Source organism: Mesorhizobium sp. NBSH29 (genome assembly GCF_015500055.1).
Lineage (GTDB): Bacteria > Pseudomonadota > Alphaproteobacteria > Rhizobiales > Rhizobiaceae > Neomesorhizobium.
This window is the reverse complement of record NZ_CP045494.1, coordinates 81,153-98,890: the sequence shown is the minus strand read 5'-3', so window position 1 is coordinate 98,890 and position 17,738 is coordinate 81,153. Positions and strand designations below refer to the sequence as shown.

The 17,738-nt window shown below is 60.4% G+C and carries 17 protein-coding genes and 2 pseudogenes; 6 read left to right on the top strand and 13 right to left on the bottom strand.

All coding sequences use genetic code 11. The features are described 5' to 3' along the window. Positions 1-43 precede the first annotated feature (43 nt). Both GA830_RS19020 and GA830_RS19015 read right to left on the bottom strand, forming a co-directional pair. The gene (locus GA830_RS19020) at positions 44-418 is read right to left on the bottom strand and encodes a response regulator (RefSeq protein WP_374939338.1); all 375 of its coding nucleotides are present in this window, start codon (positions 416-418) and stop codon (positions 44-46) included. Then, a complete protein-coding gene (locus tag GA830_RS19015) occupies positions 375-3,998 on the bottom strand; it encodes a chemotaxis protein CheB (RefSeq protein ID WP_195165192.1) in 3,624 nt (1,207 codons plus the stop codon). The genes GA830_RS19020 and GA830_RS19015 overlap by 44 nt, the downstream gene beginning before the upstream one ends. Positions 3,999-4,689: 691 nt before the next feature. On the opposite strand from GA830_RS19015, the pseudogene GA830_RS19010 reads away from it, so the two are divergent. Both GA830_RS19010 and GA830_RS19005 read left to right on the top strand, forming a co-directional pair. Beyond that, positions 4,690-5,306 (top strand): annotated as a pseudogene (locus GA830_RS19010) (flavodoxin family protein). A gap of 464 nt (positions 5,307-5,770) precedes the next feature. Further along, the gene (locus GA830_RS19005; protein ID WP_195165191.1) at positions 5,771-6,514 is read left to right on the top strand and encodes a PRC-barrel domain-containing protein; all 744 of its coding nucleotides are present in this window, start codon (positions 5,771-5,773) and stop codon (positions 6,512-6,514) included. On the opposite strand, the gene GA830_RS19000 is transcribed toward GA830_RS19005, so the two are convergent. The 3 genes from GA830_RS19000 to GA830_RS18990 all read right to left on the bottom strand — a co-directional run bounded on the left by GA830_RS19000 (position 6,511) and on the right by GA830_RS18990 (position 7,881). Next, on the bottom strand, positions 6,511-6,762 hold the full coding sequence (locus GA830_RS19000; RefSeq protein ID WP_219732947.1) for a host attachment family protein: 252 nt from the start codon (positions 6,760-6,762) through the stop codon (positions 6,511-6,513). The two genes, GA830_RS19005 and GA830_RS19000, sit on opposite strands and share 4 nt — an antisense overlap. 197 nt (positions 6,763-6,959) lie before the next feature. After that, on the bottom strand, positions 6,960-7,409 hold the full coding sequence (locus tag GA830_RS18995) for a DUF305 domain-containing protein (RefSeq protein ID WP_195165077.1): 450 nt from the start codon (positions 7,407-7,409) through the stop codon (positions 6,960-6,962). A 151-nt stretch (positions 7,410-7,560) separates the two neighbouring features. Then, positions 7,561-7,881 carry a hypothetical protein gene (locus GA830_RS18990; RefSeq protein WP_258045712.1) on the bottom strand — a complete coding sequence of 107 codons (321 nt, stop codon included), beginning with the start codon at positions 7,879-7,881 and terminating at the stop codon, positions 7,561-7,563. A gap of 427 nt (positions 7,882-8,308) precedes the next feature. Between GA830_RS18990 and GA830_RS18985 the strand changes: the two genes are divergently transcribed. Continuing rightward, on the top strand, positions 8,309-8,761 hold the full coding sequence (locus GA830_RS18985) for a hypothetical protein (RefSeq protein ID WP_195165075.1): 453 nt from the start codon (positions 8,309-8,311) through the stop codon (positions 8,759-8,761). Positions 8,762-8,785: 24 nt separating this feature from the next. After that, positions 8,786-9,432, top strand: a pseudogene (locus tag GA830_RS18980) (IS6 family transposase). Positions 9,433-9,437: 5 nt separating this feature from the next. Here GA830_RS18980 and GA830_RS18975 read toward each other — a convergent pair. From GA830_RS18975 to GA830_RS18950, 6 genes are all read right to left on the bottom strand, one after another. Continuing rightward, complete coding sequence (locus GA830_RS18975) at positions 9,438-9,671, bottom strand: hypothetical protein (RefSeq protein ID WP_195165074.1); 234 nt, start codon at positions 9,669-9,671, stop codon at positions 9,438-9,440. 153 nt (positions 9,672-9,824) lie between these two features. Next, on the bottom strand, positions 9,825-11,045 hold the full coding sequence (locus GA830_RS18970; protein WP_195165073.1) for a bifunctional alpha/beta hydrolase/OsmC family protein: 1,221 nt from the start codon (positions 11,043-11,045) through the stop codon (positions 9,825-9,827). A 63-nt stretch (positions 11,046-11,108) separates the two neighbouring features. Continuing rightward, complete coding sequence (locus GA830_RS18965) at positions 11,109-11,540, bottom strand: DUF6789 family protein (protein WP_195165072.1); 432 nt, start codon at positions 11,538-11,540, stop codon at positions 11,109-11,111. A gap of 95 nt (positions 11,541-11,635) precedes the next feature. Further along, positions 11,636-12,397, bottom strand: coding sequence for a flavodoxin family protein (locus tag GA830_RS18960; protein WP_195165071.1), 762 nt, complete (start codon positions 12,395-12,397; stop codon positions 11,636-11,638). A 526-nt stretch (positions 12,398-12,923) separates the two neighbouring features. Then, a complete protein-coding gene (scpB, locus tag GA830_RS18955) occupies positions 12,924-13,610 on the bottom strand; it encodes an SMC-Scp complex subunit ScpB (protein WP_195165070.1) in 687 nt (228 codons plus the stop codon). A gap of 2 nt (positions 13,611-13,612) precedes the next feature. Then, positions 13,613-14,569, bottom strand: coding sequence for a DUF1403 family protein (locus GA830_RS18950; RefSeq protein WP_195165069.1), 957 nt, complete (start codon positions 14,567-14,569; stop codon positions 13,613-13,615). 125 nt (positions 14,570-14,694) lie between these two features. On the opposite strand from GA830_RS18950, the gene GA830_RS18945 reads away from it, so the two are divergent. Further along, positions 14,695-15,927: a site-specific integrase gene (locus GA830_RS18945; RefSeq protein WP_195165190.1), complete on the top strand. Its 1,233-nt coding sequence runs from the start codon at positions 14,695-14,697 to the stop codon at positions 15,925-15,927. Positions 15,928-15,954: 27 nt separating this feature from the next. On the opposite strand, the gene GA830_RS18940 is transcribed toward GA830_RS18945, so the two are convergent. Next, the gene (locus GA830_RS18940; protein ID WP_195165189.1) at positions 15,955-16,299 is read right to left on the bottom strand and encodes a helix-turn-helix domain-containing protein; all 345 of its coding nucleotides are present in this window, start codon (positions 16,297-16,299) and stop codon (positions 15,955-15,957) included. Continuing rightward, the gene (locus GA830_RS18935; protein ID WP_195165188.1) at positions 16,296-16,634 is read right to left on the bottom strand and encodes a type II toxin-antitoxin system RelE/ParE family toxin; all 339 of its coding nucleotides are present in this window, start codon (positions 16,632-16,634) and stop codon (positions 16,296-16,298) included. Before GA830_RS18935 ends, GA830_RS18940 begins: the two co-directional genes overlap by 4 nt. A gap of 152 nt (positions 16,635-16,786) precedes the next feature. On the opposite strand from GA830_RS18935, the gene GA830_RS18930 reads away from it, so the two are divergent. Then, entirely contained in the window at positions 16,787-17,734 is a 948-nt protein-coding gene (locus tag GA830_RS18930; protein WP_195165207.1) for a recombinase family protein, read from the top strand. The last annotated feature ends 4 nt before the right edge of the window (positions 17,735-17,738 follow it).

Below are 17,738 nucleotides of genomic sequence, written 5' to 3'. Positions count from 1 at the left end.
GCCGCCGACCGCTTCCCCTTTCGAAATTCAGCCAGATACAGCATTATACCGGCGGGCGATCCGCGAAAACCCGCGCGATGGTTCGTTGCAGATCTTCTTGTGCGTATGGTTTGCGCAATGCCGGTTCGTCGCGATATCCGTCGGGAAAACCCTCGGCCCCGTATCCGCTTGCAAACGCAAACGGAATGCTGCGCTGCCGCAGTATGTCGGCTACTGGAAAGGACTTCGTGCCGGCGACATTGATATCCAGAATCGCAAAGTCGATGTCGCTTTCGCGAGCAAGCGTCATGGCTTCGTCGATACGCGTGGCTTGACCGACCACTTCATGCCCGAGGTCGGTCAGCAAATCCTCCAGATACATCGCGAGCAGGACTTCATCCTCGACGATCAGCACCCGCTTCGGTGTCTGGTCGGTCAACCTGTTTCGTCCTTTCCCCCTCTGGCATCGGCGCATCGATGGTGCAAACGACACCGGACGTCTCGTAGGCAACGCTCACCTTGCCGCCCAGTTCCGTAGCCAGCACCCGCTGGACCAGGCGGGTGCCGAAACCCTTGCGCGTCGGCGCGGTGACAGGCGGCCCGCCTCGCTCGGTCCAGCGCAAGTATAGCCGCCGATCCTCGTCCTGACCGTCGAGGCGCCAGGCGATATCGACTTGGCCTTCCCCGGTCGAGAGCGCGCCGTATTTCGCGGCGTTCGTGGCTAATTCATGGATGGCCATGGCAATGGAGAGCGCCGGGCCTGGCGCGAGCCGCAGGCTGGGACCGTCGATCCGGAAGCGGTTCGATCCCCCGGCAAGCGGCTCCAATGTGTCCGAGACGACATCGACCAGATCCGCGCCTGCCCAGTTTTCGCGGGTCAGCAGGTCGTGCGCCTTGCCCAGCGCGACAAGCCGCGACCCGAAGGCGGCGCGGGCTTCGTCTATCGAAGCAGCGCTGCCCAGCGTCTGCGATGCGATCGCCTGCACCGTCGCCATGACATTCTTGATGCGATGATTGAGTTCGCCAACCAGGATTTCGCGATGCTCCTCGAAACGCTTGCGCTCGGTGATGTCCTCGATGGCAAGCAGGATCAGGGCGTCACGGCCTCCTTCTTGTGGCAACTTGCTCGCAGTGAGCAGCATCGATCGTAGTCCGGTCAGATGGAAATCCTGCTCGATTTCGAAGTTGTGGATATCCTCGTCCGCCGAAATAACTCTATCCAGAAGGGGCCGCAGAGGCGGGTTATTCCACTCGCCGGTTCCAAGTTCAAAGATAATATGCCCTTTGGGTTCTTCGTCAAAAACAGCGAATAGTTCGCGGAAAGCCTTGTTGGCGGTTTGGACACGCAAATTCTTGTCCAGAACGATCAGGGGATGCTGAACCGTCCGCACTATGGTTTCGGAATAGACGCGAGCATCGTTGATCGCATCGGCGGCGCGTTTTCGGTCAGTGATGTCGTTGAACGTAACGACGACGCCTGCGATGCGGTTGTCCTGCGTGCGATAGGGAAGCACGCGGCGAACATACCAGCGGCCCGCATCGGTGGGCACTTCGGCCTCGATGGCAGTAAGCTTTTTTAGCACCGTCTCGGCATCCCGCAACAGATTCTCGTCGGCGAATTTGCGGGCGAAATGAGCGATCGGCCGACCGATGTCGGACGGGACGAAATCGAACAAATCCTTCATCGCCGGGGCGAACCATGTGATGCGGAACCCGGTATCCAGGAAAAGGGTCGCCGTCTCCGATCCGGCCAGCAGATTGTCGAGGTGGTTGGTGGTGCTTTCAAGCTCTCCGATCTTGTGCTGAAGCTGACTGTTGACGGTGTTCAGTTCCTCGTTGAACGATTGCAGTTCCTCCTTCGAGGTCTCCAGTTCCTCATTGGTGGATTGAAGCTCCTCGTTCATGGAGGTGGCTTCCTCGTTCGAAGCCTTCAACTCCTCGTTGGTGGTTTCCTGATACTCGATGGTGTTCTGCAGTTCGGCGCGGGTCGCCTTCAATTCGTCGACAAGGGCGCGTTCGGAGGACGACCCCTCTCCAGCGTCGTCGCGAACAGCGGCCGGGAGGGCGGGATTGGACTGCGCCAAGGCCGGCGCGAAGCTGACGAGTATAAAGCCGCCCCCCTGAGACGAGGCGGGCAACGGCGCAACAGTCATGTCGACGGATCGGCCCGTCTCCCTGATCCGGGCGTTGACGGTTACGCTTCGGTTTTCTTTCGACGCTTCGCGGATCGCGGCGCGCAGCCTGGCGGCCATTCCGTCGCGCGCCATGGTCAGCAGATCCCTGGTCGGCTCACCCGCCGGGTGTTCCAGATAGTCCCTGGTAGTGCCGTGGAAATAGAGAACGCGGCCCTTCTGGTCGATCAGCACCGAGGCCGGAGCGTAGCGCTCCAGGAGCGCGCGCCGCGCCAGTTCGGCGGCCGGTGCGCTCGCCTCGGGAGACAGCGACGGTTTCTCCCTCGTTCGGGGTTCAGCGGGGCCGCGCGGCGGCGGATAGTCGACGAGGTCGTGCCGGGTCGGCCCGAGCCTTCGGTATATCCGCCATTTCTTCGACACCGTCTCGAACAGGTCTTCGTGCCGTCCGATCGTCTCGGCATTGCCGAGAAGGAGATGCCCGCCAGGGAGCAGCGCGAAATGACAGAGCGCGATGATCCGTTGCTGCGCGTCAGCTTCGAGATAGATGAGGACATTACGGCACGAAACCAGGTCGAGTCTTGAAAACGGCGGATCGCGCAGCAGGTTCTGCGGCGCGAACACAACCATTTCGCGAAGCTCCTTGCTGACTTGGAAGGACCCGTCGAGCTTTTCGAAAAAGCGCTTCAGACGGGTCGATGGAAAGCCCGCCACGGCGGCGGCTGGATAAATGCCATCGCGCGCCTTGCGCAGATTACCTTCCTGGGCGTCGGTCGCGAATACCTTTAGTTCGAACCGCTTTTCGGCCGCCTCGGCAAGTTCGTTGACCAGCATAGCGACGGAATAGGCTTCCTCGCCCGTGGAGCAGGCCGGCACCCAGACGCGGATCGAGGCGCCTGTCTCGCGCTCGGCCACCATCGGCGCAATCACCAGTTCGGCAAGCGTCTTCCATGCGTCGGTGTCGCGCAAAAATCCCGAGACGCTTATCATGAGGTCCCTGACCAGCGTGGCGGCTTCATCCGGACTGGCGCGCAATTCGTCGATATATTCGTCTAGCGTTTCGATGTTTCTCAGGCCAAGACGCCGGTGAACGCGCCGCAAAAGCGTCGCGTGCTTGTAACCGCGAAAATCGTGTCCGCCGCGCGCGCGCAACAGATCCAGAACATGATCGAGCGTCGCCTGGCCACCCGGCGAGGCGATCTCGGCATCGACGGGCGCCGAAATGTAATCGTGGCGGATGTAGGCCAGCAGGATCTCCGGCATCTTTTCCGGCGCGAGGATGTGATCGGCCATGCCCGCCGAAATCGCGCTCCTCGGCATGCCGTCGAATTTGGCGGTCTCGGGCGCCTGCACGAGGCTCATGCCACCCTCCGCCCGGATCTCCTTCAGCCCCTCGGTGCCGTTGCTTCCCGTGCCGGACAGCACGATGGCGATCGCCCGTTCACGCTGGTCCTTAGCAAGCGAGGAGAACAGAACATCGACGGGATGACCGTGGCCGCGCGGCGCGACCGGCTTGGCCATGTGCAGCGCGCCTTCACGAACCGTCAGGTCGGAATCGGGCGCGATCACATAAACGTGGTCGGGCGCAAGCCGCATGCCGTCCTTGACCTGAACGACCGGCATGGCCGTGCGGGCGCCCAGGACGCGCGCCAACGCGCTTTCGCGCTTGGGATCGAGATGCAACACCACTACGAAGGCGCAGCCGCAGTCTGTCGGCATCGCGTCGAAGAAAAGGCCCAGCGCCTCGATGCCGCCGGCCGACGCGCCGATGCCGATAACCGGAACTGCCGCGGTTTCGGCCACGCGGCCCGCTGCCTCTCGCGCGTCATCCGTTCTCGCCTTGGGCTTGCGCCCCGGGCGATCGCCTTCGCTGTGCGATTCTCCGGTCATGGACGCATCACCCGCACAATCTACTGGACCTCATCGAGAGTTCTCCAATGCAACGTAGCCACGAGACAATGCCCAGCGGCCTGCCGTGTGACTGTTACACGCACGCGCGTGTAACGCAACGGACGAGCCGGCGTTCGGCCTTCGGTCGTTCCGTTGCGTCGCGGGCAACTTTCGCGGCTGGTTCGGCGCGATGGAAAGTCACAAACCATTCGAGCCGGCGCTCAGAGCGCTTCTTGGGTAAGGCCGGAGGCAATGCTCAACGGGTTCTTGACGCGATGGCTCATCTCGCACGGCCCTCCGCCTGCTTGCGACCGGTTACATCGATGAAGATACCGACCATAATCCACCGGACCATGCCGCGTCATCACCCAGTGCAGTCTGAGAATCCATTTCAGTTCGTCCCCGATCATTATGCGGAAGTCGATTTCGTAAGGTCTGACAATGGCACCCGTAGCGTTGCTCGCGCGGCGCGGTTCGCCGCTCAGCCCTGTCCAAGGTTCTGCGGGGTCATTCGACGACAAAATGTGCGGGAGACGAACAAAAACTGATGTCGCCTTGAGAGTTCTCTGCGGTGCCGGTGCAACGGATTCGTTGCGGAATGCGTTGCGCCACAAGTCCAGGTGTTGCGAGTGCCGCCTTTGCTATGGCGGGTCAAATCTATCTTCATTATCTCACGATGCGGAGTTTCCCGATGTCGCTGACTGCATTCGCGCTCAATTGTTCGCTCAAGCCGTCTCATGCCAATGAGAAATCATCGACTGACAAAATCCTGAGCGATCTGATTGCGGCGCTGAAGCCGTATGACGTTATTTTCGGGGGTCCGGTTCGCGTTGCCGACCATAACGTAAAACCGGGCGTATTGTCAGATGAAGGCAACGGCGATTGGCCAAAGTTGCGCGCGCAAATCCTGGCAGCAGATATCCTGCTTCTGGGCCTGCCGATCTGGATGGACAGCCATCGAGCGTCGCCAAGCGTGTGCTCGAGCGAATGGATGCGTTTCTGTCCGAAACAGATGACCTCGGTCGCATGCCTGCTGCTGGCAAGGTGGCAATTGTCGCCATCGTCGGCAACGAAGATGGCGCGCACGCCTGCCACGCTGCGTGCTTCCAATCGCTGAACGATGTTGGCTATACGATCCCCGCCAACTGTGGCGTCTACTGGGTTGGCGAGGCGATGGGAAATATCAATTACGTCGACTTGCCGTCCGCGCCGAAGAAGGTGGCTGGCATGATAGAAATGGCCGTCTCGAATGCCGTTCATCTGGCCAAACTCTTGAAGGGCGAGAATTATGTCGGCGTTCCTCAATAGGATGACGGTCCTATCGCCCGGAATCCTTGACTGGGAAACAAGCGGAAACGCATGGAAGCGTCGAAGGAAGCCCGCCTTCGCTCGATCTACGGGAAGGACATTTTCGGCCAGGGTTTCCGAGAAAATCGTGCGCTCGGCCGCCCAGGTGGCGATGCGGGTGTGATGTCCAGCACACTACTAGCATAGGACAACGCATGATGACCGGCACGGTCTTCGATCAGTCGGGCGCAACAGCCGTTGCATGGCGTCGAGGAAATGGCGATCTCGGCTTCGAATTGTAGCAGATCGAATACTACCAATTAGGCCCGAGAACCGCTGCGGCGGGCCGGTTTTTTGACCAGGTAAGCGGCCTGGTCTGATGGGGCTTGCTGATTTATCCGGAATCCGGGCAAGCTTCGCGCAAGGTCGGGCGTCCAACTTGCGCAATCTGGCACTCCCGCAGGCTCTCACACAAAGGAGCGAAGGTGAACCGACAGGCAAAGATTGTTCTCGCGGCAAGCGTTCTGATCATTTCAGCTCTCCCTGCCCGTGCAGAATGCAACATCTCAGACGCGAAACTGGAGGAGGCGATTCTACAGAAGCCTGAGCTTCGGGATGGCGCCAACCGCCAGATGGTTCGCGACCTTCGAGCCCTCCGCGACTCCGCTTTCATCCTTTGGTCCTACGCCCGCCATGATGATTGCGAGCGAGTTCTGGCCAGTATTCGCGACCTCATTGCGTCGCCGTCAATGGGAAACTTGGGAGACAACGACGAAGACGAAGCAGATCAGCAGTTTGCAGCGCGAGAGCCAATGCTTGAGCGAGGCGGAGCAGTGATCGGCCGGCGCGAGGATGCAGACGCAAAACCTCTCATCGACATTGACGAGCTCGGCCCAGGATTACGGGCCGACGAGATACTGGGGGCCGAGGTCCGAAGTTCCGATGACAAGATCATTGGGGAGGTCCGCAATGTCGTTATAGGCACCAAGGATCGCGAGGATTATGTCGTTGTCGCTTCGGGTGGGTTTTTCACAGTGGGTAAGGACAGCATTGTCGTCCCACTGCGATCGCTGCAGATCTCACAAGGGCGCGAGAGCTTTTATCTTCGTATCCCGGAGAGAGAGATGAGGGATGTGCCTCTCATGCCCGACCAGGACTATTCCTGGCTCTCGGACGACGCGTGGCGCAAGCAGAACGATGCCCTGTTCCAGGGGCCTCCGCGGAACTAGTGGATCTTGCGCAGGAAGAGTTCCGGGTTAGATTCCCGTCGGATTGATGGTGTGCGAGTCTGGCGATGCAGCGGCGTCTGCTCCGGGGGACGTGAGCCGGAAGGCCCCTCGTCACGCAAATTCTTGGGCGAAAGCCGCCGCTCCTCGCGCAGCGACACGTCCCCTGCTGGCCCTTCGTTGCGGAGGAGGATGGCTCCATGGCCGTCAGCCACGACGACAAGCGCGTGATGGGGAACGGATTTCGGCATACCGTCGTCTCCTATTTTTGTGGTCATGGATGCCGGATTCACCAGCAGGGTAGAACTCATTGGCCTGTGGACTCACCTCAGTCCTGCCGGTCACCGATCACCTTGACGTCTCACCTTGGCATTAGACTCCGAACCGTTCCGCTCAAGGGTAACATGGCCGATCCGCGATCTCAGGTTTGGCGCACGGGAGGCGATTCTTAGTTCCTGTCGCCAAGATCCTGAATGAGCGCCTTCATTTCATCGATTTCCCGGCGCTGTGCGCCGACGATCTCATCCGCGAGCTTCCTGACGCGCGGGTCGGACATATTGGCTCGCTCGCTGGTGAGAATGGCAATCGAATGATGCGGAATCATAGCTCTCATGTACGAAACATCGGAAACGGTCTCTTGGCTCCGGACGAGCCACAGCGAAACAGCAAAAGCGGCAGCGGCTCCGACGAAGATGGCAAAGTTGGCGCCTTTGTTTGAATACATTTTCAGCATGAATGCCAGCATGATTGCCGACATGGTCGCGCCCATGAGCAAAGCCATCCATGCACGAGTTTGACTAAAGAACACGTGGTCGAGCGCATAAGTATTAATATACATAAGCACGAACATCACAATGGTCGATGTGAAAATCATCGCTCCAAAGCGCGCATAGCTCATTCTGATCTCCCTTCTTTCTGCGGCGGCGACTGCCCGGGCGGGTCCTCCACACTGATGTTTCCTGATACTCCGCGCCGTCATGTCGGGTGAGACTCGCAGCAGTGCGCTATCTCGGCAGCCGTTGCCCTTTACCATCCTCCTTTGCGTCAGTTCACAACCCCAAGCCTCGACCCGCATGAGTCTTTCCCGTTGACCCTCCCAGATCAAAGCCAGGTCGGTCTACCTGCTGCGAAGGGTCGGTCGAGTCTGATTCATCAGCTTCAGTCGCCGGCATACCGTTCTCCTCTGTCGCATCTGTTTCGTCGTTTCCCAAAGATTCTTCGCTCTTTGGGCGCCTATTTGTCGGAATATCTTTATATTCATCGATCTGAAGGCCGGTACCATCCATGCTTTGCCCAGGTTGACGTTGAGCCTTGTCCCGGTTGCTGAGGATGTCGTTCTTTCTGACTTTATCGTCGTCGAGTTCATCCATTGCGCCAGTTCCGCTCTTTTGTCCTGCCGACATTGACTTCCTCCAATTCAATCGTGGGACTTGGTGACCACTCAACCCCTGAAATCGCGAAACGTTGCCATAGCTATGGGTATCATTTGGGATCAGGCTTCGACGCTTGCATACGGCAGGCCGTGCGTGAGGCCGGAACCATTCTCATCACGGGCGGTTAGCGTTAGACCTCCCGTCCGCTGGCGTAAAAATCATCTGTAGCAGTACGCCGAAACGAAACAGGTGATCCATGAGACCTCGAATTCTCACCCTCGCTTCTGCTGCCTCTTTGTGCGTCATTTGCGGCGCGTCAGTTGCACAGACAACAAAGCCAGAAACAAACCCTTGCGCCGCAAATCCGGCGGCGTCTCCCGACGACAAATCGCTTAGCGAACAGCTGAACGACTGCAACGGGGTCTTGGCTCCGCCGAAAGTTGGTGATGGGGAGATCGTCGAACCGGCTCCCCCAGGCGGCACGATCATCGTCATACCTCCCTCAGACGTTCCGCAACAGCAAAGCGGACGCGGCCGTTCGGACGCGCCTGCGTCGTCCCAGATAGAGAATTCTGCCTACGATATTGCCGACCTTGTCGAAGCAATCTCGCGTTCCGCGCAGACGGCCAAGGACCTTGAGACTGTCGAACCCAAACACGTCGACGTTCGCGACATTTCCATCTTGCTTGGCGGCTCAAATTCGGCGGTACTCAACACGTCAATGGCCGAAAACGCAGCAGCCATTGATAAGCTTCGGAAATCGATAACCGGCAATGATGCGCTTGCCTCTGCCGTGCTCAGCAATGGCCTGACGATCGTTGGCATCGTCGCCGCCATGATCGACGACCAAAAGAAGGTGACGCTCTTCGGACGCTGAAAGTGCTTGCCATGAACCTTGATCTTGAGGGCTTTCGGCCATTGTCGAGGCACACCGTTTCGTTGTTTCAAGACGAGCCCCGAGGATCATCCGCCTGGTCGTGATGCTGTATATCCATTTTCACTTTCGCTTCGGAACGGGGAGGACCTGCTGCACGAGCGGGGCATCGACATCTGCCACAAGACGGTTTGGTTCTGGTGGCACCGGTTCGGGCCAATGTTTGTCGCGGAGATCCGAAAGCGGCGGGAGGGGGATGCGATCAAGCACGTGGCGGTGGCAGTTGGACGAGGTTTTCGTGAAGATCAACGGCCAGCGGCACTACCTCTGGCGGGCTGTCGATCACGGAGGCGAAGTTCTCGAGAGCTTCGTGACGAAGCCGCGGGACAGAAACCTGCATTGAAACTCCTGAAGAAAACCAAGAAGCGGCATGGCCCCGCTGATGAGATCGTGACGGATCGTCTGCGATCGTATGGGGCGGCGCTGCGTGAACTCCGCATCGGAGAGCGGAGAATTCGCACCAACCATTCCGAATACGGGAGCGGGGGATGCGAACGTTACAAATGTTCGCATCCGTTCATCCCTCGGTCTTCTTGCTGATTCCGAGGGATGTCGCCCCCTGGTTCCGAGATGATGCCGCCCCCTATTTCGGGGCGGTGGGCAGGGTCTGTTGATGCGTTCAGGTTCGCTTCTTTGGCTTGTCCGGAGGAGGAACCAGATGCCGGCGGAGAGAGTGACCATGCGGCGTGTCGGCGAGATTTTGCGACACCGATTTGAAGACAACAAAGCCATGTTCGTCACGCAGCACCTCGAATATCCCCTTCATGGTGTGGCGCTGCTTCCTCGGCTGTTCGCCGTCTTCCTTCATGATCTGATCGATGACGGCGATGAACGGATCGAGCTTTGGACGCACCCTCCGTCTTGCTGCACCGATATAGCCGCCGCCTGGTTTGTCGCATGCTGCGGGGTCCGGCTGCCGCCGCGGGCGACGGCGGTTTTGCCCTGCTCTGCTAGGCCTCGTCACCGTCCAGCCTATAGTGCAAGGAATAGGAATTGTCGGCGCAATCTATTCTTCCAGTGTCGTTTCCACTGCACTCGTCTCGACAAGCGTACGGTGCACCGGACATTTGTCGGCAATACGCAACAAGGCGGCCTTCTGGTCATCGGAAAGGTCGCCTTGCAGCCGGACGGTCCGTCTGAACCTATCGATCTTGCGCGTGCTCTTGTCGCAGTCCTCGCAATCTTTCCGGTGGTCTCGGTCGTGCCTAACGTCGATCGCCACATGGGTCAGCTGGATGGCTTTGCGACGTGCATAGAGTCGGATGGTCATCGCAGTGCAGGCGCCAAGACCCGCGGACAGGAACTCATAGGGGGTCGGTCCGGTATCCATGCCCCCAACTTCCACTGGTTCATCCGCGAGCAATTGGTGGCGCCCACCAATGAAAATGTCTTGCCTGAACCCAGCCAGGTCATGTTCGCTGACGCGCACGACGCCGGTGGGAACTGACGAGGCATCTGCAGCCTTGGCATCGCCAGTATATCGAGAAGACCACGTCGCGATAATGTCTGCTGCGTAAGTCGCGTCCGCCTCGTCTGTGATCAGGTGATCGGCGTCGTCCAGCGTGACGAAGCTCTTGGGGTGCCGGGCCGCCAGGAAAATCTCGCTGGCGTTTTCGATCCCGACGGTGGCGTCGCGCGGCGCGTGCAGCACCAGCAGAGCCGCGCCAAGATGCGCCAGCGACGATTGCAGGCTGGCGGTGGAGATGTCGTCAAGAAAGTCTTTGCGGATCATGAAATCGCGACCAGCCAGAGTGACCGTGGCAATGCCGTTTTCCTTGATCTCATCAAGTTTGGCGCCGAAATTGTTCGAGACATGCGCCGGTTCGAAGGGGGCGCCTATGGTGACGACAGCGCGCAACCCTTTGATGTCGGGCGCAACCTTGATGACCGCGGCCCCGCCCAGCGAATGGCCGATCAGCAACTTTGGAGGCATTTCGCGGTTCGCCAGATAGTCCGCCGCACACCTGAGATCGGCGACATTCGAGGTGAAATGTGTGTTGGCAAACTCGCCTTCTGAATGACCCAGCCCGGTGAAGTCGAACCGGAGGACCGCGATGCCTTGCATCGCCAGCCGCGCAGCGATGCGGCGCGCGGCTGGGATATCTTTGGAGCAGGTGAAACAGTGCGCGAAAATCGCGCTGGCACGGACGGGGCCGTCAGGTAGATCGAGCCGCGCCGCGAGAGTGTCACCGGAATGGCCCTGGAATGTGATGCGTTCGGTTTGCATGGCGCCCTCCGGTTTGCGATCACCCGGTTGCGGAGAACGAAGTCTGTCGCAACCGGGATTGGTTCAGCTGAGTATGGCACGTGCGCGTGCCACGTAGACACCACCGAGAACTGCGCCAAAAACGAGATGGAGCACAAGTGTCATCACAGGGGCCATGATACCGAGCGACATCCCGAACAGTCTCGCATCTGCCATCGGCATGATCAGGATCATCATGAGCAGCCAGGCGACGATACCGAAGACGATGCCTTTCTTTACAGCGCTGGCACTGGGGATCTTATCGTAGAGGATCGCGAAGCCCCCGCCCCAAAAGATGGTTCCAATCACAAAATGCACGATCCAGCCCGCGGCGAGCGGCGCGCGCATCATGTCACTCAGCATGGCGATGACATCGAGCTCAGGCATGATGCCCATCATCGACTTGCCGACCATCAGGACGGACAACACGGCGGTAGCGACAAATTCGGCCAGGAGACCTGAAGTAAGGTGGGTCATGGCTTCTAACCTTTTCCATAACCTTTTCCTTGACAGGCATCCTTGCCCGAATGCGTTTCTTTCCAACGAGGCGAAGGGACCGGCACGTGTCTGGCTTACGACCGGTAGTCGGGGTTTTCGAAGCCAAAGTGGCACCCGGCTTTCCAGGCGTTGCGGTCATTGCCATGATTGTCGTAGCCGCCCGATGCCTTCAGCATGCGCGCCAAATGCATCAGGTTCCACGTCATGATCGTCGTATTGCGTTGGGTGAAGTCATTGTCGAAGCCGGCGCGGGTGCCGTCGTCACTCTCGTCGCCGTAGGATGGGCCCGGCCCGGCCTCCCCGATCCAGCCGCAATCGGCCTGAGGCGGGATGGTGTAGCCGAGATGCGACAGGGCGTAGCTGATGGTCATGGCGGCGTGCTTGATCCCGTCCTCATTGCCGGTGACGACGCTGCCCGCGACCTTGCCGTAATAGATTGATTGCCCCTTGTCGTTGAGCAGTCCCGACATGCCGTAGAGGCGCTCGATAAGCACCCGGCAGACCGAGCTTTCCTCGCCGAGCCAAATCGGCGTACCGATGACGAGAATGTCTGCGGCCCTGACCTTGTCCCACAGCTTTGGCCAGTCGTCGCGGTCCCAGCCATGCTCCTGCATGTCGGGCTGCACGCCGGGCGGAATGATGTGATCGAGCATATGGATGTGTTCGACCAAGACACCGGCGCGTTGCATCATGTCGCCGGCCACGCCCAACAGCAGCCGTGTGTGACTGTCGCCCGACGATCTCTTGAGCGAGGTATTGATAAACAGGGCCGAGAGACCTGAAAAGTCAATCGTACTCGCGGCGCAGACCCGTGCTTGTTGGGGACTCAGGGGCATGATGATTCCTTCATCGAATGACGCTACGGTTCTGCCGAGCATTTCGAGCGGTCCCTCACTCAGCGGCTGCAGCGACGCATGATGTCGAATGACAGGGCAAGTGAGGCAAGCACGACTCGGGTCACTCGCCAATACCGGCGGATCGATGCGAGCTGAAAATGCAGCCGGATCGCCGCTTGCCTTGAGTTCTTACACACCGGAGGCCCTTGGGCCAGCCTGTGCCGGTAGATCTGTTGTGAAGCTTAAGAACACGACTCCCACATCCGACGCGGTCACGCTATGATTGCTGCGCTTTGCACCGGCCATGACGACAACCACCGGTTTCCGTCAATGTTGAGACAGAATGCAAGTTCGCCAAGTTCGATAATTGCGTAAAGCTCGCGAGTGCTGCAGGCAACAGCGATTGATCATATAAAATTCCGCACGCGCGAAGCCGTCCTGCCCTCATCTTGCGTAGTCTGAGTTCGCCAATGAGGCCAAGAGCGCCCTGCCGGCAGCAATAACTGCTGGGCTTTGAGTTAGATCGTCAGGCGATGTCGCAATCGTCTACGTCTCCCCCGCCAGCCAATCCAAAGGGGATATCCCCTGCCAGCATTTTGTCCTTCGACAACAACCCGGCATCCTCGAGCGCCTCGAAATCCGGCAAATCGCGCAGCGTGTCGAAGCCAAAGTGGGATAAAAACGCCTTCGTCGTCACATAGGTATAGGGCGCTCCCGGCTGCGGTGAGCGTGGCCCGGACGCAATAAGATCCTGCGAGCGGAGAACCCCGATCAGGTCGCGCGACACCTCCTTGCCGAAGAACGAAGAGAGTTCGCTGCGCGTGATTGGCTGGAAATAGGCGATGCACATCAACACCAATCCTTCCGATTGCGACAGTGCCCGTAAGCTCTCTGCCTGGCCTGAGGCGGTGCGGATGACGTCACCAAACGCCTTTTTGGTCCGGTGCTGCCAGCCGCCGGCGACCGAGACCAGCTCGTAGGGCCGGCCGGCGAGCTCGGCGCGGATGTCGTCGATGATCAGCTCGATGTTGCAGGTCTTGCCGACGACGCGCGCCAGAGTCTCACGAGTCGCGGGCGCGCTGGCGGCAAAGATCACCGCTTCGACCCGGCCCATCCATTCACGCCAGCGCAGTTCCGGCGGCAGGTGCTCGAGCTCGGTGTCGAGCAGCGCCGGCTGGCCAATTGGCCCTTTGCGTGCGGCAGATCCGGCCATGGTTACAGCCCAAACAGCCGGAAGGAGTCGCGACCGGACAGCTCCCGTACTGCCTCGAATGTTTGCAGCCGCTCGAACAGACGCCGCGCCCCGAACCGCGACAGGGTTTTGGTGGTCAGCGAGCCGGGCACAGCATCATCGTCGAGCAGTTTTTTGACCACCTCCCCTGCCCCCTTGGCGCGCAGCTTTGGCACCACCGCCGCAAGCCGCCCGGCGCGCCGCGACAGGTCTGCGGCCAGCCGCAAGGCGTCATCCGCGCCCTGCGCCAGCGCCAGGCACACCGCCCTTTCAAATTCCTTTTGCTCTCCCGGCCGAATCCGCTTGCCCCGATCGTCACTGGTTCGGAAGGCTGGGGAAAATACCTTGGCCATCAACAGCGGCACCGGCCGGAGCCAACGCAGTTTTTGCGCTAGCACCAGATCGGCACACCACCAGGCCAGCAATTCCGCTCCCGGCGACACCGAAACAATACGGCTGGCGACTGCCGCGACGGCAAATGGCGCCGGCCGACCGGAGCGGATCAGATCGTCAACTGCCCCCGGAAGATCGGCAAAACCGTCATCCCAGCGCAGGCCAAGCAGTTCGACCACCTCGGCCACTCTTTCGGCGTCGATTGCCGGCGGGCGCGATGCCAGCTGCCGCCATGCGGCCAGAATTCTGCCGGCGGGACCGGGATCGCCGTCGGCAGGACGCAGATACCAAGCATCGCGCAGCGCGGCCTCGTCCTCGGAGCGGCCGGCGAGGCGCACGGCCGCGGCGGCGCATTTCAGGGCGAGCCGCTGGCGCCAGGCGCCGGCCCATGTCGGCTCGGAGCTAACAGAAAAGTCGAGCGAATTCAGGGCTGCGCCGACAAAGAAAGCGGCATCGGTTTCGTGTTCGACCGGTCCGGCCGGCAACGCCCAGGCTGGCACGCGTGGCGGCGACGGCGAGGCAGCAGGCAATGGCTCGGCACGAATCATGAAATGGATGATAAATCGACCGTGCGCTTTATACCATCATCGCCGCACAAAAACGCACAGCCTGTCGTGGACAAATAACGACTGATAATGTTGCATTATCGTTCGTTTTGTTCTCTATAGTATGAATGGCGCAAAACATCGATCAGAACCCCGAAAGTGACGCTCTGAAGGGCGATGGATCGTCCCACAGCGCGAGGGCGCAGGATGATGTTGCGACAACACGGTTGTCGGCCGACATATCAGAGGCTGCTGACGGCCTTGATGCGGATCTGCCGGACATCATCGACATTGTCGAGGCCATGGGCCGCAACGCCGAAGACCAGGTGGCACTCCCCTCCCCTGTCCCGTCCGCCGCCTCAGGGCAGCGACTGTCCCGCCATCTCGAGCGTCTGGCCGATCGGGCGCGCGACTATGTCGAGGCGGCGAGCTCGGCCAACACCCGCCGCGCCTACACCGCCGACTGGAAGCATTTTAGCGCCTGGGCACGCCGCCAGGGTCTGGAGGTCTTCCCACCTAACCCACAGACCGTTGGCCTCTACATCACCGCTTGCGCCTCGGGGAAGGTAACAGGGGACAAGCAACCAAACTCCGTATCGACCATAGAGCGGCGGCTTTCGGCGCTCGGCTGGAATTATACGCAGCGCGGTCAACCCTTGGACCGCAAAGACCGCCACATCGCCACGGTGCTCGCCGGCATCCGCAACAGCCACGCAAAACCGCCGGCGCAGAAGGAAGCCATCCTCCCCGAGGATATGATCGCCATGCTGGAGACGCTTGACCGCGGCGCGCTGCGCGGCCTGCGCGACCGGGCGATGCTCTTGCTTGGCTTCGCCGGCGGGCTTCGCCGCTCCGAAATCGTTGGCCTTGATGTCGGCCGCGACCAAACAGAGGATTCTTCGGGCTGGATCGAGATTCTGGACAAGGGGGCACTGGTGACGCTACGCGGCAAAACTGGCTGGCGCGAGGTCGAAATCGGCCGCGGCTCGGCCGACAGCACTTGCCCGGTTGTTGCCTTGCAGACTTGGCTGAAGCTGGCGAGGATAGGTCATGGTCCGCTATTCCGGCGGGTCACAGGGCAAGGCAAGGCGGTTGGCGCCGAGCGGCTGAACGCCCAAGAGGTCGCCCGCCTGGTCAAGCGCGCGGCACTCGCCGCCGGCGTGCGTGGCGATCTGTCCGAAGGCGAGCGGGAGCAAAAGTTCGCCGGCCATTCGCTGCGCGCCGGCCTCGCCTCCTCGGCCGAAGTCGATGAACGCTACGTGCAAAAACAGCTCGGCCACGCCTCGGCGGAGATGACGCGCAGATATCAGCGGCGCCGCGACCGATTCCGGGTTAATCTCACCAAGGCTTCAGGGCTGTAGAGCGATAAAGAGCCCCCTCCCCTGCCCTCAGTTCGCTGCAGCGTTGCTTGCCTCCGAGGAGGCTTCCTCGATAGACAAGGCACGCAACACGGCTGCCGGCTCTCTTTCCATAATGCGAAGCAAGGTTCGCGCAGCGCCGCTTGGTTGTCGCTTGCCCTGTTCCCATTTCTTGTAGCCGGACGGACTGGTGCCCAGCACCGTCGCCATCTCGTCCTGGGTAAGATCGAGCTTCTTGCGGACGGCTTTCGCATCGACCGTACCGACGTCCACGTTGTGCACCTTGATGCCGGGGACGTCCTTGCCCTGTGAATGGGCCAGAGCCTCGGACATGGCCTGGATCAGATCCCCGCCAAATTTTGTCATCTCACTCATGTCCTGCTCCTGTAAGCTGCCTTGATCGCCTTAGCGAATGCCGCAACTGCCTTGGCTTCGTCGGGTTTCAGGTCGACCTTCTCATTCTTGCCGTAAGCGAGAAGCGCATAGATTGGTGCATCGTCGCTGTACCAATAGTAGATGACACGTGCTCCGCCGCGCTTGCCCTTGCCTTTGGCGCCGAACCGAACCTTTCGCACGCCACCTGTGCCGGGTATCTCGTCACCGATCTGCGGGTTAGCTGCGAGGAAGTCGATCAGTTCCTTCCGCTCATCATCGCTGAACAGCTCAGCCGCCTGCTTGATGAACAACGGTGTCTCGGCGACGGTCTGCATGCGCTTCCTATAACCCAATGGGTTATATATGAGATGCTGGCAGGGCAGAGTCAATGCCGGTGGATCACGGCAACGACGCTTTCAACGGATCGTTTGTCCTTATCCTCTGTGTTTGGAAAACCGCTCCTAAAACTCATTCTCAGGCACTGCAGATGGCCATTGACCCCAAAAATCGCGCTTCCCGTCGACCACACTGCCGGCTGATCGGCTATGCGCGCGTCTCCACGGACGGGCAAACGACCCAGGCTCAGGAAATGGAGCTGCGCGCGGCCGGTTGCGACTCAATCGTCGAGGAGCACGGTTCCGGTGCCTCTCGCGCCCGCCCTGCCCTATCGAAGCTCCTGCGTGAGATAGGCGCCGGCGACACGCTCGTGGTCGTGCGCCTCGATCGCCTGGCGCGCTCGGTCAGCCATTTGCTCGAGGTGATCGAGGACCTTACGGCCAAGAGCGCGCATTTTAGTTCGCTGCGAGATCCGATCGACACGACTACACCCCAGGGAATGTTCTCGCTGCAGGTCCTCGGCGCAGTAGCGCAGCTCGAGCGCGCGTTGATCTCTGAGCGCACCAAGGCAGGAATCCGTGCGGCCAAGGCCAAGGGAAGACTTCCGGGCAATCCAGGTGTCCGCGAACGCCGGCCGGAAGCTCTGGCGACGATGACGGCGGCCCAGAAGGCGGCTTATGGCGCGCGCATCCAGGCCACGGTCGACCAGTGGCTGCCGACGGTGCGCCGGATGCGTCCGGACCATACCTGGGACGACATTGCCCGTGTGCTGAAGCAGCGAGGTCTCGACTGGACGCCGGAAAGGCTGCGCCGGGCGGTGAAATGGCTTGTTGCCAAGCACCTCGCCGACTCCGGCCTGCTCAAAAAGTCCCCTCCCCGTCTGCCGGAAGACCGTCTGATGACGCTGGTGGCGGGTATCCACGCCTCGAATCCTAGTCTCACGCTGCGCGAGATCGCTGGCCAGCTCGAGCGGCTGCACGAAAGGACGCCGCGGGGCGGCTCTAATTGGGCGCCGTCCTCGGTGAAAAACCTGATCGATCGGGCTCGCCGAACCGGATTGATCGAGTCCGAGCAGGACGTCGCTGCAACGGCTCACTGATCCG

Coding starts and splice junctions, on each gene's coding strand:
- scpB (WP_195165070.1), bottom strand. CDS start 13,610: ATGGCCGGATCTGCCGCACGCAAAGGGCCAATTGGCCAGCCGGCGCTG.
- GA830_RS18945 (WP_195165190.1), top strand. CDS start 14,695: ATGGCGCAAAACATCGATCAGAACCCCGAAAGTGACGCTCTGAAGGGC.
- GA830_RS18960 (WP_195165071.1), bottom strand. CDS start 12,397: ATGCCCCTGAGTCCCCAACAAGCACGGGTCTGCGCCGCGAGTACGATT.
- GA830_RS18950 (WP_195165069.1), bottom strand. CDS start 14,569: ATGATTCGTGCCGAGCCATTGCCTGCTGCCTCGCCGTCGCCGCCACGC.
- GA830_RS19015 (WP_195165192.1), bottom strand. CDS start 3,998: ATGACCGGAGAATCGCACAGCGAAGGCGATCGCCCGGGGCGCAAGCCC.
- GA830_RS18990 (WP_258045712.1), bottom strand. CDS start 7,881: ATGGATGAACTCGACGACGATAAAGTCAGAAAGAACGACATCCTCAGC.
- GA830_RS18935 (WP_195165188.1), bottom strand. CDS start 16,634: ATGCAGACCGTCGCCGAGACACCGTTGTTCATCAAGCAGGCGGCTGAG.
- GA830_RS18970 (WP_195165073.1), bottom strand. CDS start 11,045: ATGCAAACCGAACGCATCACATTCCAGGGCCATTCCGGTGACACTCTC.
- GA830_RS18940 (WP_195165189.1), bottom strand. CDS start 16,299: ATGAGTGAGATGACAAAATTTGGCGGGGATCTGATCCAGGCCATGTCC.
- GA830_RS18930 (WP_195165207.1), top strand. CDS start 16,787: ATGGCCATTGACCCCAAAAATCGCGCTTCCCGTCGACCACACTGCCGG.
- GA830_RS18965 (WP_195165072.1), bottom strand. CDS start 11,540: ATGACCCACCTTACTTCAGGTCTCCTGGCCGAATTTGTCGCTACCGCC.
- GA830_RS19000 (WP_219732947.1), bottom strand. CDS start 6,762: ATGCCGAAATCCGTTCCCCATCACGCGCTTGTCGTCGTGGCTGACGGC.
- GA830_RS18995 (WP_195165077.1), bottom strand. CDS start 7,409: ATGAGCTATGCGCGCTTTGGAGCGATGATTTTCACATCGACCATTGTG.